Origin of the sequence: Sedimentitalea sp. XS_ASV28 (genome assembly GCF_041224545.1) — a bacterium.
Lineage (GTDB): Bacteria > Pseudomonadota > Alphaproteobacteria > Rhodobacterales > Rhodobacteraceae > Sedimentitalea.
This window is the reverse complement of sequence record NZ_JBGFGP010000132.1, coordinates 20,354-36,539: the sequence shown is the minus strand read 5'-3', so window position 1 is coordinate 36,539 and position 16,186 is coordinate 20,354. Positions and strand designations below refer to the sequence as shown.

Below are 16,186 nucleotides of genomic sequence, written 5' to 3'. Positions count from 1 at the left end.
CCGTTGAATGGCAAAGGGCGTGCCGCGGTGCGATGTGGCGTCAAACGTCTAAAGGGAGATCAGCATGTCATTTCTAAGTTTTCTTTCGGATATTCTGGACAAGTTCTTTCCGCCGGCTCCGGAACCGAAACCAATCTTGTCGATTGGTGAGATCGCGGCAAAGAACGACGATTTCGACATTCTGGAGGCGGCGCTGAAGGCCGCAGGGTTGTCCGACACGTTCACCGCGCCCGGTGACTTCACCGTCTTTGCGCCCACCGATGCGGCCTTTGTCGAACTGGCGTCGAATACGCTGGGTCTGGACGTCGCGGGCATGAGCGAAACCGAAATCGCGACCATGCTGGTTGAAACGCTGGGGGTCGAGACCCTGACCAGTGTTTTGACCTATCACGTGCGGGCCGGAAGCGCCAAAGTCAGCGATTTGCAGGCCGAGGGAACGGTCACGACGCTTTCGGGCGCGACCTTTGACGTAAATGGGACAACCCTCGTTGACGCGGATCCAGATGTCGAAAATCCCGATTTCATTACCGGGCTGACCGACATTCAGGCTACAAACGGTGTCATTCAGGCTATCGACCGGGTTCTCCTGCCGATTGACGTTGCCGAGGCCATGCAGCGTCCGACCATCGCGGATGTGGCCGGTTCCAATGACAGTTTCGAGGTTCTGACCGCCGCGCTTTCGGCGACGGGCCTTGATGCGGTCGTTGACGATCGCGATGCGTCCTTCACCGTGTTCGCACCCACCGATGAGGCGTTTCGCAAACTCGCCGCCGACCTGGGGCTGGACGTCTCATCGCTGGCGGATGCGGAGATCGCCGGGGCTCTTGTCACTGCATTGGGTGCCGAGCAGGTGACGGATGTCCTGCTTTATCACCTCAAGATCGGCGGCGCGTCGGTTGCGGAATTGCAAGATGCGCGGCTCGTCGACACGGCGCTTGACGGCGCGCGTCTTGGTATTGATGGCAATGAACTGGTCGATGCCGATCCCGATATCGCCAATGCCAGGTTCATTGACGGCCTGACCGATATCACCACCGCCAATGGCGAGATCCAGGCGATCGACCGGGTGCTTGTGCCGCTTGATCTGGGCGAGCCTAACGGCGGCTTTGTCAAGGGCACGCACAAGAAGGATGTCCTGATCGGCAGCAGCGGAGACGATATCATTTTCGGCCGCAAGGGGGCCGATGTCATCCTTGGCGGCGAGGGTGATGATTATCTGATCGGCAACCGTGGCAAGGACCGGTTGGTCGATGATGCGGGCGACGACCGCTTTGTCGGTGGACTGGGGGCCGACACGTTCGACTTTACCAACCTGTCCGGCGACAACATCGTGCGGGATTTCTTCTGGCGCGATGAACTCCTTCTGTCGCGCGAGGATTTCGCGACAGAGCAGGATGTGCTCGACGCTGCGACGGTCACCAATCGCGGGCTGAAAATCGAAGCCGGAGACGATTCGATCCTGTTGCAATGGGTGCACAAGATCGACGCGGACGATTTCGTACTCGTCTGATCCCAACCCGATGCGGGCCCCGGACAGATGCCGGGGCCCGTTTTCTGTTTCGCAATCCGATCAGATCGCCGCTTGCGTCGGGTCGAGGGTGACCGACCACAACTCGGTGTCGGCCCGATCCATCAGACGCACCGTCATCTGCTGGGTGGCACCGTCGATATCGACAAGACCAAAGAATTGCAGCCCCGCGCTCGGCGGCAGGTTCACGCCCTGCTCTTCGGTCGGAGCCTTGACGTATTTGACCTCTGGTCCAAAGGTACCATCCAGCGCGTTCGGTCCGAACGTACCGGCATGCAGCGGCCCCGAGACGAATTCCCAGAAGGGTTCGAAATCCTGGAACTGTGCCTTGTTCGGATCATAGTAATGCGCCGCCGTATAATGGACGTCGGCGGTGAACCAGACGGTGTTGGTGATCCTTGCCGTCTTGATGAACCGGAGCAACTCGGCGATTTCGATCTCGCGGCCCTTGGCCGTGCCGTCATCGGCGTTGGCGACCGCTTCGAACCTGGTGTCGCCATCGCGCACGACCAGCCCGATCGGCATATCCGAGGCGATGACCTTCCAGGTCGCCTGCGACTGGGCCAGTTCGCGCTTGAGCCAGGCCATCTGCTCTTGCCCGAGGATGCGGGTCGCGTCGGATTCGGTTTCCTGCACGTTGTCGCTGTTCGGACCGCGATAGCTGCGCAGGTCGAGGAAGAACACGTCGAGCATCGGGCCATAGCCGATCTTGCGATACACGCGGCCCGGTTCCTGCGGGGTGAAGCGGATGGGCGACATCTCGTGAAAGGCCCGTGCGGCCCGCGATTGCAGCAGGGCGACGGACTTTTCGGTATAGCGATCATCCGCGGTCAGGTCCTTGGACGCGGACCAGTTGTTGACCACCTCGTGGTCGTCCCACTGGAAATAGGTCGGCACGATGGCGTTCATGTCGCGTACATGGCCGTCCATCATGTTGTATTTCCACTGGCCCCGGAATTCGTCGAGCGTTTCGGCAACCTTGCGCTTCTCGTCGATCAGGACGGTGTTTTTCCAGATGCCGCCACCCGGGAGTTCGACTTCGTCCTGCATGGCGCCATCCGCATAGATGGTGTCGCCGGAATGGATGAAGAAATCGGGCTGGTGACGCGCCATCGTGGCATAGGTGGCCATGCCGTCCTCGTCGATGCCCCAGCCCTGTCCGGCGGTGTCGCCCGACCAGACGAAGCGCACGTCGCGGCGGGCCGCCGGTGCGGTGCGGAAGCGACCGACAATCGGTTCACTGATCGCATTCACGTCCTGCAGATCGGCAGCAACGAACCGGTAGAAGATATCCTGATCCGACGGCAGACCCTCGATCAGCCGCTTGACGGCCAGATCGCTTGACGGAACCGCATCCAGCGGCGCCAGTTGGCGCGCATCGGCAAAGCTCTCGGTGGTAGAGACTTCCATCGACACGCGCGCGGGGCGGTCTGTGCGGGTCCAGATCATCCCGCTGGACATGTCGACATCGCCGGACTGCACGCCATGGGTAAAGACGGGGCGGGAAGAGGCCCGGCTGATGGCGGGCATGGCCAGCGATGCGGCAAAGGCGGTTCCGCCCGCCAGCACGGCGCGGCGGGATGGTCTGTAGAGTTTGTTCATGGCTGCAATCCTGATTGGCTAGATGCGCGGATAGGATTGCAGCCGTGTAAACGTCAGTCGGCAGTATCATGAAATATTCGCGACAATCGCCGCGACGTTCACCCGCCTGTGGATCAGTTGCGGACCAGCTTTTCGTAGTCTTGCGCGATCTCGCGGGTCAGCGTGCCAACTTCGAACGTATAGTCGCCGATCTGCCCCACCGGCGTCACCTCGGCAGCGGTGCCGGTCAGCCAGCATTGCTCGAAGCCTTCCATTTCTTCGGGCATGATGTGGCGCTCGTGCACCTTGATCTGACGATCCTTGAGCATGCCGATCACTGTCTGTCGGGTCAGGCCATTCAGGAAGCAATCGGCCTTGGGCGTATGCACTTCGCCATCCTTGACAAAAAAGATGTTTGCGCCCGTGGCTTCGGCGACATAACCGCGATAATCCATGAACAGCGCGTCCGAGCATCCCTTGGCCTCTGCCTCGTGCTTGGACATCGTGCAGATCATGTAGAGGCCTGCCGCCTTGGCATGTACCGGGATGGTTTCCGGGCTCGGGCGTTTCCACTTGGAGATGTCGAGCTTGGCCCCCTTCATCTTGGCGTCGCCGTAATAGGCACCCCATTCCCATACGGCGATGGCCATGCGAACCGGGTTGCGTGCCGACGCGACGCCCATATCCTCGCCGGCCCCGCGCCAAGCAACCGCACGTACATAGGCATCCTTGAGACCGCTGGCGGTCAGAACTTCCTGCTTGGCGGCCTCGATCTCGTCGACCGTATAGGGAATTTCGAAACCGACCAGCTCGCCGGACTTGATCAGACGCTCGGAATGTTCCCGTGATTTGAAGATCTTGCCATTGTAAGCGCGCTCGCCTTCAAACACCGACGACGCGTAATGCAGCGCATGGGTCAGAATATGTACGTTTGCACCCCGCCAGTCCACGAGCTTGCCATCCATCCAGATTTGGCCGTCACGATCATCATAGCCTGACATTGCGCATCCTCCTGTGCATTGGGCGCCTTTGCATTTGTTGCGCGCTTATGTCCGGATCGGACACAATATTACGCTAAAATCGCGATTCGATACCTCTTCGCACTTGGAATGTCAACAAGGCTGACGTATGCTGGCAAAAATCGGGTGAGAGGCAGATCATGTCTGACGGGCGTGCAGCGCAGGTTTACGGTGGCGAAAGCCTGCTGTTCCTGACGGACGAGCAGCTGAGACAGGGTATCGAGGCAATGTTCTTCGCCTATCGGGGCTTTACGGCCGATCCTGATCGTATTCTCGGCAAGATGGCCTATGGCCGTGCCCATCACCGGGCCATTCACTTTATCAACCGCGCGCCGGGAACGACGGTCAACAATCTGCTGGCCATACTCGGGGTGACCAAACAATCGCTGAACCGGGTGCTGCGGACGCTGATTTCGGATGGTCTGGTCGAGAGCCGCGTCGGCACCAGCGACAAGCGCGAACGCCACCTTTTTCTGACCGAAAGCGGCCTGAAACTCGAGCAGGAATTGAGCGATGCCCAGCGGGCGCGGATGCGCGCCGCCTTTCGCGATGCGGGGCCGGAGGCGGTGGCGGGGTTCAAGCAGGTGCTCGAGGCGATGATGGATGCCGACATGCGCCGCGCATATGTCAAGTTGAGGGATGGAGCCTGATGGCGGAGCTGGATGCACATCTGTTGATCGTCGACGATGACGAGCGGATACGGGATCTGTTGCGCAAGTTTCTGATCAGGAACGGATTTCTGGTGACGGCGGCGCGGGACGCGGCGCATGCACGTCGTATCCTGTCGGGGCTGGATTTCGATCTGATCGTCATGGACGTGATGATGCCGGGCGAGGACGGCGTCACGCTGACCCGCAGCCTGCGTGAATCCCTGGCGACACCGATCCTGCTGCTGACTGCGCGGGGCGAGACCGAGAACCGGATTGCCGGGCTTGAGGCGGGTGCCGACGATTATCTCGCGAAACCGTTCGAACCCAAGGAGCTGTTGCTGCGCATCAATGCCATCCTGCGGCGGATGCCGGAAACGCCGGCGGGTGACACGGTGCCCAAAATCCTGCATCTGGGACCAATCCGCTATGATATCGAGCGCGGCGAGATGTGGCAGGGGGATGACCTCGTCAGGCTCACCGCGACGGAAAGTCAGCTTATGAAGATATTCTCTGCCAGCCCGGGCGAGCCGGTCAGCCGCAACAAACTGGTCGAGGATCTTGGCCGCGACCGGGGGCAGGCGCAGGAACGCGCGGTCGATGTGCAGATTACCCGACTGCGCCGCAAGATCGAAACCGACCCGAAGCAGCCGCGCTATCTGCAAACGGTGCGCGGCGCGGGATACATGCTGGCGCCCGACTGACCGGCGCGGCTTTCAAAGCGAACGAGACCGAGGGAAGGGGATCAGCGATGAAAACAGCAATGCTCACCCATGCCGACTGCCTGACGCATGTCACGCCCGACGGGCATCCCGAGCGGGTCGCCCGTCTGGAGCATGTTCTGCACACGCTCGAACCGCTGGACTTGAACCGCGTGACGGCACCGATGGCGGCGGATGACGACATTCTGCGCATCCACCCGGCGGGATATATCGAAGGGTTGCGCCGCGCGCTTCCCTCCGAAGGGCAGGTGGCGCTTGATGGTGACACGTGGATGTCGCCCGGCACGCTGAACGCCGCTTATCGTGGGGCGGGTGCGGCGGTGCGCGCGGTGGACATGGTACTGGGCGGTGAGGCTCCGAACGCGTTTGCCGCCGTTCGTCCACCGGGCCACCATGCCGAGACCGAAACACCAATGGGCTTCTGCCTGTTCGGCAATGCGGCGCTGGCGGCAAAACATGCGCTGGATCATCACGGGCTTAACCGGGTCGCGGTGGTGGATTTTGACGTGCATCACGGCAATGGCACGCAGGATTTGCTGTGGGACGAAAAGCGCGCATTGCTGATCACCAGCCAGCAAATTCCGTTGTTTCCGGGCACCGGGCGGGCCGATGAAACCGGGGCTTATGACACCATCCTGAACATTCCGCTGCCCCCCGGGTCGGACGGGGCGCATATGCGGCGCGAGTACGAGGACAAGGCGTTTCCGCGGCTGCGCGATTTCAAACCTGAACTGATCATCATATCGGCAGGGTTTGACGCCCATGCAGATGACCCGCTGGCCAATCTCGAATGGCAGACCGGGGATTTTGCCTGGCTGACCGCCGAACTGTGCAAGCTGGCGGATGAGTTGTGCGATGGCCGGGTGGTCTCGACACTGGAGGGCGGATATGATTTGCACGCGCTGTCCGCGTCGGTGCTGGCGCATGTGCAGGAACTGATGAAGGCCGCAAAATGACCGATACCCCCGTTGCAGAAATGAGCTTTGAGCAGGCGATGAAGGAACTCGAGTCGGTGGTCGACCGTCTGGAGCACGGGGACGTGCCGCTGGACGATTCGATCTCGCTCTACGAGCGGGGGGCGCAACTCAAGAAGCGGTGCGAGGAAGAGCTCAAGCGGGCCGAGGAAAAGGTCGCCGCGATCAAGCTTGACAGCGACGGCAATCCCACCGGAACCACCCCGGTCGACGCGCAATAGATGTTTCCGGAGCGACTGGCGCGGGCCGCCGAGCGGATCCAGCGCCATTTTGATCAAGTTCTGCGTGATCTGGACCAGGTGCCCGTGGTGCAGGCGATGGCCTATGCCACCCAGGGCGGCAAGCGGTTGCGCGGGTTTCTCGTGCTGGAATCCGCGCGTCTTCATGGCGTTGCACCGGGGCAGGCGATCTGGCCGGCGACGGCGATCGAGGCGCTGCATGCCTATTCGCTGGTGCATGACGACCTGCCCTGCATGGATGATGACGATCTGCGCCGTGGCCGTCCGACAGTGCATGTCAAATGGGACGAAGCGGTGGCGGTGCTCGCCGGGGATGCGCTGCAAAGCCTTGCATTCGAACTGGTGAGCCACCCCGAGAGCGGATCGGCGGAGATACGCGCGGAACTGGCCCTGTCGTTGGCGCGGGCGAGCGGTGCGCAGGGCATGGTTCTGGGGCAGGCGCTCGATATGGCGGCGGAAGCGGCAAGCGAAGCGCTGACACTTGATCAGATCACCATGTTGCAGGCCGGCAAGACCGGGGCACTCATCCAATGGTCGGCCTGTGCCGGCGCACGCTTGGCCGGGTGCGATCCCGAGCCCTTGCGGCAGTATGCCGGTGCGCTCGGACTTGCATTCCAGATCGCCGATGACATCCTCGATGTCGAGGGCGATGCCGATAAAGCGGGCAAGCGCCTTCAGAAGGACGCAGAGGCCAACAAGGCGACCTTTGTGTCGCTGCTGGGGCTGGATGGTGCCCGGGCGCGCGCCTCGGACCTGATCGAGCAGGCCAGTGCGGCGCTGGATTCCTATGGAAGCGAGGCCGAAACATTGCGCGCAGCCGCCCGTTTCGTTATTGCGCGCGAGAGTTGAAACAGCCCCGCAGGGAGGCGGCATATGGCAGACCGACCAAACACGCCCTTGCTGGACGGCGTGACCCGTCCGGCAGAGCTGAAGCATTTCAGCGATGCGGAATTGCGCCAGATCGCCGACGAATTGCGTGCCGAGACGATTTCGGCGGTTTCCGTGACCGGCGGTCACCTTGGCGCGGGGCTCGGGGTTGTCGAACTGACCGTGGCGCTGCACGCGGTGTTCGATACGCCGCGCGACAAGATCATCTGGGACGTGGGGCACCAGTGCTATCCGCACAAGATCCTGACGGAACGGCGCGACCGCATCCGCACCCTTCGGATGAAGGATGGGCTGAGCGGGTTCACCAAGCGCAGCGAGTCACCCTATGATCCGTTCGGGGCCGCACATTCCAGCACATCAATCAGCGCCGCACTTGGGTTTGCCGTCGCGCGCGACCTGGGGGGTGTCACGCCCGAAGGTCTGGGCGACGCCATCGCCGTGATCGGAGACGGCGCGATGAGCGCGGGCATGGCCTTTGAGGCGATGAACAATGCAGGCCATCTGAACAAGCGGCTGATCGTCATCCTGAACGATAACGAGATGAGCATCGCACCGCCGGTCGGGGCCTTGTCCTCGTACCTGTCGCGGCTTTACGCCGAAGAGCCTTTTCAGGAGCTCAAGGCCGCGGCCAAGGGTGCGGTGTCGCTCTTGCCGGAGCCGTTCCGCGAAGGGGCCAGGAGGGCCAAGGATGTTCTGAAAGGCATGGCGGTCGGCGGCACGCTCTTCGAACAGCTCGGTTTTTCCTATGTCGGACCGATTGACGGGCATGACATGGACCAGCTTTTGCCGGTGCTGCGCACGGTCAAGGCGCGGGCACGGGGCCCCATTCTGATCCATGTGCTGACCCGCAAGGGCAAGGGTTATGCGCCCGCCGAACGGGCCCAGGACAAGGGCCACGCCACTGCCAAGTTCGACGTGGTGACCGGCGAGCAGAAAAAGGCACCGTCGAACGCGCCCAGCTATACCAGCGTGTTCGGCAAGACCCTGACCGAGATGGCCAAGGCGGATGACAAGATCGTCGCCGTGACCGCCGCGATGCCGGATGGAACCGGTCTGAACCTGTTCGCCGAGCGCTTTCCCAGCCGCTGTTTCGATGTGGGGATCGCCGAGCAGCACGCGGTCACCTTCTCGGCGGCGCTCGCGGCGGGCGGGATGAAGCCATTCTGCGCGATTTATTCGACCTTCCTGCAACGCGGGTACGATCAGGTCGTGCATGACGTCGCGATTCAACGCCTGCCGGTGCGCTTTGCAATCGACAGGGCCGGGCTCGTCGGTGCTGATGGTGCGACCCATGCGGGCAGTTTCGATACCGCGTTCCTGGCGAACCTGCCGGGCTTTACGGTGATGGCGGCGGCGGATGAGGCCGAGTTGAAACATATGGTGGCGACTGCGGTCGCGCATGACGATGGGCCTATCGCGTTCCGGTTTCCGCGCGGAGAAGGCGTGGGCGTGGAATTGCCCGAGCAGGGAAAACCGCTTGAGATCGGCAAGGGGCGCATGATCCAGCGGGGCAAGCGCGTTGCGATCCTGTCCTTCGGGGCGCGTCTGGCCGAGGTGCAAAAGGCCGCCGAGGCGCTGGCGTCAAAGGGTATTCGGCCAACCGTTGCCGACGCCCGCTTTGTCAAACCGCTGGACCGTGACCTGATCCTGTCCCTCGCGGAGGATCACGAGGCTCTGATCACCATCGAAGAGGGGGCGGTGGGCGGCTTTGGCAGCCACGTGGCGCAGTTGCTGGCCGATGAAGCGGTGTTTGATCACGGGCTGAAGTTCCGCTCGATGGTGCTGCCCGACACGTTCATCGACCAGGCCAGCCCGGCGGACATGTACAGGGTCGCGGGTATGGGGGCCGCACAGATCGAGGCCAAGGTTCTTGAAGTGCTGGGCGTGGCCACAATTGGCGAGCAACGCGCCTGATCAGGTGCCGTGCAGGGCGGTCAGACCCGAGCGATAGTCGGGGTAGCGCAGTGTTATGCCGAGGTCCCGCTTGATCCTGTCGTTGCGCACCCGCTTGTTCTCGCTATAGAAACTGCGCGCCATCGGGCTCAGGTCGGCCTCATCGAAGGGCACGGCGGGCGGCAGCGGCAAGCCCTGGAGTTCCGCCGCATAGGCGATGACATCCTGCGGTGGCACCGGTTCGTCGTCGCAGACATTATAGATCGCGCCGGGATCGGGGCGGTTCATCGAGGCCGCGAGCACCGTGGCGATATCGTCGACGTGAATGCGCGAAAACACCTGACCGGGTTTTATGATCCGGCGCAGACCGCCGCGTTTCAGTTTCGAGAACGGACCGCGTCCGGGGCCGTAAATGCCCGCGAGGCGAAAGATATGCAGCGGCAGGTCGGGTATCGCGGCCCATTGCTCTTCTGCATGCACCCTCAGCCGTCCGCGCTTGGAGGCCGGGGTTGCGGGTGTCGTCTCATCTACCCATGCGCCCTGATGATCGCCATAGACCGCCGTGGTCGACAGGTAGCCGACCCACTGAAACTGGCGGGCGCGCCGGGCGATCTCCTGTCCGAGGGCGTGCAGTACCGGATCCCCCTCTTCGGTCGGCGCCGTTGAAATCAGCAGATGTGTCACCCCGTCCAATGGCGGTACGTCACCGGGCCAGAGCATCGGTTCGGCGCCCGATTGCCGAATGTTGTCAAGCTGGTCCCGGTCACGGGTGGTGCCGATGACGCGCCAGCCCGCAGGAGCCACCCGATTTGACAAGGCCCGCGCGGTATAGCCGTGGCCCATGGAGAGAAGTGTACCGGTCATCGTTCCTTGATGATACGCGGCTTGATCAGATGCAAGTGCTTCAACGACGCACTTGATTCGAATCCCGGTTGTGACTTTGATGGGCTGATGAGCGATGATGCACCCGATCTGAAATCAGCCTATGCGCTGAACACGCCGCAGGACTCCCGGCGTCTCTATGCGGAATGGGCCGGTGATTACGATCAGTCCTTTGCCGCGCGCGAGGATTACCAACTGCATGTGCACACGGCGCGCGCCTTTGTCGCGGCTGGCGGGCAGGGGCCGGTTCTCGATGTGGGGGCGGGCACCGGCCTGTGCGGCGCAGTGCTGGGCGATCTCGGCGTCGGACCGATCGATGCAACCGACATCAGCGCCGAGATGCTCGATCAGGCAATGCGCAAGGACATCTATCGCGATGCCATCGAAGCCGATCTGAACCTTGGTATTCCGGTTCCGCACGAGAGCTATTCCGGCATCGTGTCCTCCGGCACTTTCACCACCGGTCATGTGGGGCCCGACGCAATCGACGCTCTGTTGCCGGTCGCGCGGCATGGTGCGCAATTTGCATTGTCCATCAATGCGAAGCATTATGAATGCGCCGGTTTCGCCGCCAAGCTCGCAAAACTCGCGGAAACGCGGATTCAGGCGCTTTCGCTGAAAGAGACACGGATCTACGGCGATCTTGCCACCGGCGAACACCGCGATGACATCGCTCTGATCGCGGTATTCTGCAAGCGTTGAGCGGCCCGCCTATCGACCCTTCCAGACCGGGTCCCGCTTTTCCGCAAAGGCGCGCGCGCCTTCCAGCTGATCCTCGGATGAATAGAGAATGTCGACACTCTGCAACTGACGCTTGGTGATCCGGTTCATTGCGTCCTGGAACTTGGAGTCTTCGGCGTCGCGCACGATTTCCTTGATCGCAGCATAGACCAGCGGCGGGCCGCTCGCGATCAGCCGCGCCAGCTCCATCGCCCGTTCCATCAGCGCGTCCGCTGGCAGGACCTCGTTGACCAGCCCCCAGCGATGCGCCTCCTGGGCATCGAACCAGCGCCCGGTCAGCAGCAGTTCCATCGCGATGTGATAGGGGATGCGCTTGGGCAACTTGACACTCGCCGCATCCGCGACGGTGCCCGACCGTATCTCCGGCAGGGCAAAGGTGGCGTGATCCGCCGCCAGGATCATGTCGGCGCTCAGCGCCAGTTCGAGCCCGCCGCCACAGGCGATGCCGTTGATGGCCGCGATCACCGGCTTGTTCATCCCGCGCAGTTCCTGCAGGCCGCCGAACCCGCCGATGCCATAATCGCCATCAACGGCATCCCCGTCCGCGGCGGCCTTCAGATCCCAGCCAGGGCAGAAGAACTTGTCGCCCGTGGCTGTCAGAACGGCGACCCGCAGGTCGGGATCATCCCGGTATTCACGGAAAACCTCGCCCATGACCCGACTGGTCACAAGATCGATGGCGTTTGCCTTGGGCCGGTTCAGCGTCACGATCAGCACGGCGCCCTCGCGCGAGGTGGAAATCGGGGATGTCGTCATGTCTTTGCCTTTCGGATCAGCGCGTCCACCGCAACCGCCCGGTCGGGCGTGCAGATCAGCGGGTTGATTTCAACTTCACCAACGGTTTCCGCGTTGGCAACCACATAGTCCTGCACCGCCATCACCGCGTGCAGGATCGCCCTCATGTCGGCGGCGGGCTGGCCGCGATACCCGGCCAGCAGCGGGGCGATGGCAAGCCGGCCAAGCGCCTCTTCGACCTGGGCCTCGGTAACCGGCAGCAAAAGGGATACCGTATCGCGCAACAATTCGGTCAAAATGCCACCGGCACCCAGCGTCAGCACATAACCATGTGCCTCGTCGCGCAGCACGCCGACCAGCAGTTCGGCGACCCCGTCGGCGACCATTTCCTCGATCAGGAACGCGTCGGTGCCGATTTGTCGCGCGGCCTCTTGCAACGCGTCCCGTGCCAGCCCGAGCCGCACAGCCCCATGTTCCGACTTGTGCGCCAGCCCGACGCCCTTGAGCGCAAAAGGCGGACGAAGCTCCGCGCTTGCTTCCATCAGCGCCCGTTGGCTTGCAACTATGCGAAAGGCCGGAACCGGCAGCCCGTGACGGCACAGTGCCGCCTTGGCCTCCGCCTCGGTCAGTACCGTGTCGACGGTCGCTTTACCGGGCAGCAATATGGGAGTCGGATCGGGCTCGGACACGCGCGCCGCCGCCTGGGCGGCCGCAAGTGCTTCCGCCAGCCCGGAAAACGGTACGACACCGTGCGACATCAACCGTTCCGCCGTGGACACCGGCATCAGTTCGGCCATGCTCGCCGCGATGGCAAAGGGCGCGCCGCTGCGGGCCCGGACCGCGAGCGCGGCCTCTGTCGCACAATCCCAGTCGCTGGCGTCGGTATGCGGGTAATCGACAATGCTCATTGTCAGAGCGACATCTCCTGCGGCCATCGCCGCCCAGGCTCGCGTCATGGCTTCGGTATCGCGCCAGATATAGGTGTGGTAATCCAGCGGGTTGGCCAAGGCGACCATCGGTCCGAGCGCCGATCTCAGCGCCTCTTTCTGATGCTGCCCCAATGGCGGAAACACAAGTTCGTGCCCAAGCGCCATGTCCGCGATCAGGCTCGCCTCGCCGCCCGAACAGCTGATCGAAGCGATCCGGTTCGACGCAAGCGGCCCCACCCCATGCAACAGTTTCAACGTTTCCAGCAACTCGGGCACCGTGTCGACCCGCGCAATCCCCAACCGATCCAGGAAAGCCTGCGCGCCGGCATCACTTCCCGCAAGCGAGGCCGTGTGCGATACCGCCGCGCGCTGTGCCTGTTCCGATCTGCCCAGCTTGAGCGCCACCAGCGGAATCCCGCGCCGATATGCCTTGCGCGCTAGCATTTCCCAGTCGCGCAACGCGCCAAACCCTTCGATATGCAGCCCGAGCGCCGTCACGCGATTGTCGTCCAGCAGCGCGGCGGCAATCTCGGCCTGGCTGGTTTGCGCCATGTTTCCACAAGTGACCATATAGGCAATCGGCAACGCCCGCTGCTGCATCGTCATGTTGATCGCGATGTTCGACGATTGCGTCAGGATCGCAACACCGCGCTCCACTGGCCGCATGCCATGTTGATCCGGCCAGATCGCCGCCCGGTCCAGCGCATTGACGAATCCATAGCAGTTCGGTCCAAGCACGGGCATATCGGCAGCCGCCGCAACCAGCCGGGCCTGCAAATCTGGCCCATTGGCATCTTCGGTTGACGCCTCGGTAAACCCCGAGGCAAAACACACCGCGCCGCCACTGCCCAGGCGTGACAGCTGCGACACGATATCGATGGTTGCATGCCGGTTCACGCCCACAAAGGCCACATCGATCGGCACCGCGCAATCGGCAACGGACGGCACTGCACGCAGCCCGGCAATCTCGCGCCCGTCGGGATGAACGGGCATGATCGTTCCGACAAACCCGATGCGCCGCGCGGCGCTCACGATCGACGCACACCAGGTCCCGCCACCGATGACCGCAATTCCGCGCGGCGCCAGCATCCGCGACAGGTCACGCGTCATCGGTACACCCGCCGACGTGCCGGACCGGCTGCGGAACATGAAATGTTAACCCTTCGGCGCCAGACTGCCGATACGGCACAGGCGGGGACGCCGATGGCCGTGCAGGGAAAAGAGCGTGCTCTTTCCGTTCGGGGGGCGATCATCCGGTCGTCTCCCCTTTTTCCTGTTGAAAATATCCCGGGGAGCGCGAGGGGCTGGCCCCTCGCACCGCTCGGATGGGCCATGCCCATTCGAACCGCCTTCACGCGCCCAGGGCCCGCAACAGATCGCGGCTGATGATATGGCGCTGGATCTCGCTGGTCCCGTCCCAGATCCGCTCGACCCGCGCGTCCCGCCAGAATCGTTCCAGCGGATAGTCGTCCATCAAGCCCATGCCCCCGTGAATCTGGATTGCCGTGTCCGTGACCCGCGCCAGCATCTCGCTGGCATAGAGCTTGGCGCTCGCGATCTCGCGATTGGCGGGCAGCCTCTTGTCCAGCCGGTCCGCGGCGGCCAGCGTCAACAGATCCGCGGCATCTATTTCGGTGATCATGTCGGCGATCTGGAACGAAACGCCCTGAAACTTGCCGATCTTCTGGCCGAACTGTTCCCGCGTCGCCGCGTAGTCCAGCGCATAGTCGAACACCCGTCGCGCGCGTCCGACCGACATCGTGGCGACGGTGATGCGCGTGGCATAGAGCCAGGTGTTCATCACCTCGAAACCTCCGTCCACCTCTCCAAGAACCTGGGAGTCCGGCAGCCGGCAATCGTCGAATTCGAGAATCATGTTCTTGTAACCACGATGGGACACGGATTTGTACCCGTCGCGGATGGTAAAGCCCGGCGTGCCCCGGTCGACCAGAAAGGCGGTGATCCGTTTCTTGGGCCCTTTCGGCGTCTGGTCCTCTCCGGTGGCGATGAAGACGATGATGAAATCCGCGTGATCCGCCCCGGAAATGAAATGCTTGGTGCCGTTCACCACCCAGTCTCCGCCCTCGCGGATCGCCGCGCACTTCATGCCGCGCACGTCCGATCCCGCGCCCGGCTCGGTCATCGCCAGCGCGTCCATGCGCTCGCCTCGCACGGCCGGCATCAGATAGCGTTCGACCTGCTCGCCCGCGCAGGCCATCAGGATGTTCTGCGGACGGCCGAAAAAGTGGTTGAGCGCCATCGATCCGCGCCCCAGTTCCCGTTCCACCAGGGCAAATTCCATGTGGTTCAACCCGGCGCATCCGACGCTCTCGGGAAAGTTGCAGGCATAGAACCCCAGTTCCTGCGTCTTGCGCTTGATCTCTTGCGCGATCTCGTCGGGTACTTCGCCGGTGCGTTCGACCAGCTCTTCGTGCGGATAGATTTCCTTCTCGACAAAGGCTCGCACTGTCGAGACGATCATCTCCTGTTCCTGCGTCAGGCCGTACTGCATCTTTACTCGCTTCTCTGGATTGTGACTGCGCGGCAGATGGCACTGCCCTCGCAGCGCCGGTCCGGTTTCTGTCTGGTATCTGAGTGGCTAGCTGGCGTAATCGGAGCCTTCGAAATCAAGGATCGCCTTGAGTTCGGTGAGGTGGCGTTCCGCCTGCTCCGGGTATTCCTCGAGTTCCCGTGCGGTCTTTTCGGCGATGTCATCTGGCAACACCCGCAGCGGTTGTCCGGTCTGAAGCGCACGGATATAGGTCTCGGCGGCGCGTTCAAAAAAATACATCCGGTTGAATGTATCCGCGACCGTGTCGCCGATTATCATGATCCCGTGATTGCCCATGATCATGACCTTGCATTTCGGGTCGGTCAGCAGCGCGGCGCAGCGTTCCCCCTCATCGCCAAAGGCCAGCCCGCCATACCCATCGTCGATCACGTAGCGATTGAAAAACGTGGCGCAATTCTGGTCGATCGGCGGCAGCCGGCTGTCGGCGAGGCTCGCGAGAACGGTGGCGTGGATCGAATGCACATGCATGGCACAGCGGGCATGCGGGCAAAGCCGGTGCAGCCCGCCATGCAGGCCCCACGCCGTTTCGTCGGGTGCGTCCGGCCCCTTGAGCGTGTCGGGATCATTCGCATCCAGTTCCAGCAGGTCGCTGGCACGGATACGGCTGAAATGTACCTGGTTGCGATTCATCAGGAACCGGGTGCCGTCGTCGTTGATGGCCATCGAGAAATGGTTCGACACACCTTCATGCATGTTCAGTCGGGCGGTCCAGCGAAAGGCGGCGGCGAGATCGACGCGTTCCTGCCAATGATCCATGTTCGGTCGCAATGTGGTGACTGTCATCTCGTGCTCCTCCGGTCATGCCGAACTTGCCTGCGTTCCCGCGGCAAATCGAA

At 62.6% G+C, this 16,186-nt stretch carries 15 protein-coding genes; 8 read left to right on the top strand and 7 right to left on the bottom strand.

The window, feature by feature from the left end; genetic code table 11:
- Positions 1 to 64 precede the first annotated feature (64 nt).
- A complete protein-coding gene (locus AB9K34_RS11905; protein ID WP_369954649.1) occupies positions 65 to 1,510 on the top strand; it encodes a fasciclin domain-containing protein in 1,446 nt (481 codons plus the stop codon).
- 60 nt (positions 1,511 to 1,570) lie between these two features.
- On the opposite strand, the gene AB9K34_RS11900 is transcribed toward AB9K34_RS11905, so the two are convergent.
- Both AB9K34_RS11900 and AB9K34_RS11895 read right to left on the bottom strand, forming a co-directional pair.
- Positions 1,571 to 3,130 (bottom strand): alkaline phosphatase, encoded by a 1,560-nt coding sequence (locus AB9K34_RS11900; protein ID WP_369954648.1) that lies wholly within the window; start codon positions 3,128 to 3,130, stop codon positions 1,571 to 1,573.
- Positions 3,131 to 3,243: 113 nt separating this feature from the next.
- Positions 3,244 to 4,110 (bottom strand): branched-chain amino acid aminotransferase, encoded by an 867-nt coding sequence (locus AB9K34_RS11895; protein ID WP_369954647.1) that lies wholly within the window; start codon positions 4,108 to 4,110, stop codon positions 3,244 to 3,246.
- Positions 4,111 to 4,268: 158 nt separating this feature from the next.
- Here AB9K34_RS11895 and AB9K34_RS11890 point away from each other — a divergent pair, with 158 nt between their 5' ends.
- Genes AB9K34_RS11890 through dxs form a run of 6 tightly spaced genes read left to right on the top strand, consistent with a single transcriptional unit; the run spans position 4,269 to position 9,512 of the window.
- Entirely contained in the window at positions 4,269 to 4,778 is a 510-nt protein-coding gene (locus AB9K34_RS11890) for a MarR family winged helix-turn-helix transcriptional regulator (protein ID WP_369954646.1), read from the top strand.
- Positions 4,778 to 5,479: a response regulator gene (locus AB9K34_RS11885; protein WP_369954645.1), complete on the top strand. Its 702-nt coding sequence runs from the start codon at positions 4,778 to 4,780 to the stop codon at positions 5,477 to 5,479. The genes AB9K34_RS11890 and AB9K34_RS11885 overlap by 1 nt, the downstream gene beginning before the upstream one ends.
- 47 nt (positions 5,480 to 5,526) lie before the next feature.
- Positions 5,527 to 6,453, top strand: a complete 927-nt coding sequence (locus AB9K34_RS11880; RefSeq protein ID WP_369954644.1) for a histone deacetylase family protein — start codon at positions 5,527 to 5,529, stop codon at positions 6,451 to 6,453.
- On the top strand, positions 6,450 to 6,692 hold the full coding sequence (locus AB9K34_RS11875; protein WP_369954643.1) for an exodeoxyribonuclease VII small subunit: 243 nt from the start codon (positions 6,450 to 6,452) through the stop codon (positions 6,690 to 6,692). The genes AB9K34_RS11880 and AB9K34_RS11875 overlap by 4 nt, the downstream gene beginning before the upstream one ends.
- The gene (locus AB9K34_RS11870) at positions 6,693 to 7,559 is read left to right on the top strand and encodes a polyprenyl synthetase family protein (protein WP_369954642.1); all 867 of its coding nucleotides are present in this window, start codon (positions 6,693 to 6,695) and stop codon (positions 7,557 to 7,559) included.
- A gap of 24 nt (positions 7,560 to 7,583) precedes the next feature.
- On the top strand, positions 7,584 to 9,512 hold the full coding sequence (dxs, locus tag AB9K34_RS11865) for a 1-deoxy-D-xylulose-5-phosphate synthase (protein ID WP_369954641.1): 1,929 nt from the start codon (positions 7,584 to 7,586) through the stop codon (positions 9,510 to 9,512).
- Here dxs and AB9K34_RS11860 read toward each other — a convergent pair whose 3' ends face one another.
- Complete coding sequence (locus AB9K34_RS11860; protein WP_369954640.1) at positions 9,513 to 10,355, bottom strand: SDR family oxidoreductase; 843 nt, start codon at positions 10,353 to 10,355, stop codon at positions 9,513 to 9,515.
- An 87-nt stretch (positions 10,356 to 10,442) separates the two neighbouring features.
- On the opposite strand from AB9K34_RS11860, the gene AB9K34_RS11855 reads away from it, so the two are divergent.
- Positions 10,443 to 11,075, top strand: coding sequence for a class I SAM-dependent methyltransferase (locus tag AB9K34_RS11855; protein WP_369954639.1), 633 nt, complete (start codon positions 10,443 to 10,445; stop codon positions 11,073 to 11,075).
- 9 nt (positions 11,076 to 11,084) lie between these two features.
- Here the strand turns inward: AB9K34_RS11855 and AB9K34_RS11850 are convergent, their stop codons facing one another.
- The 4 genes from AB9K34_RS11850 to AB9K34_RS11835 form a co-directional block, all read right to left on the bottom strand.
- Positions 11,085 to 11,870 (bottom strand): carnitinyl-CoA dehydratase, encoded by a 786-nt coding sequence (locus AB9K34_RS11850; RefSeq protein WP_369954637.1) that lies wholly within the window; start codon positions 11,868 to 11,870, stop codon positions 11,085 to 11,087.
- Positions 11,867 to 13,927 (bottom strand): acetate--CoA ligase family protein, encoded by a 2,061-nt coding sequence (locus AB9K34_RS11845; protein ID WP_369954636.1) that lies wholly within the window; start codon positions 13,925 to 13,927, stop codon positions 11,867 to 11,869. The genes AB9K34_RS11850 and AB9K34_RS11845 overlap by 4 nt, the downstream gene beginning before the upstream one ends.
- 202 nt (positions 13,928 to 14,129) lie before the next feature.
- Positions 14,130 to 15,290, bottom strand: coding sequence for an acyl-CoA dehydrogenase family protein (locus AB9K34_RS11840; RefSeq protein ID WP_369954635.1), 1,161 nt, complete (start codon positions 15,288 to 15,290; stop codon positions 14,130 to 14,132).
- 87 nt (positions 15,291 to 15,377) lie between these two features.
- Positions 15,378 to 16,133, bottom strand: a complete 756-nt coding sequence (locus AB9K34_RS11835) for a class II aldolase and adducin N-terminal domain-containing protein (protein ID WP_369954634.1) — start codon at positions 16,131 to 16,133, stop codon at positions 15,378 to 15,380.
- Between the last annotated feature and the right edge of the window lie 53 nt (positions 16,134 to 16,186).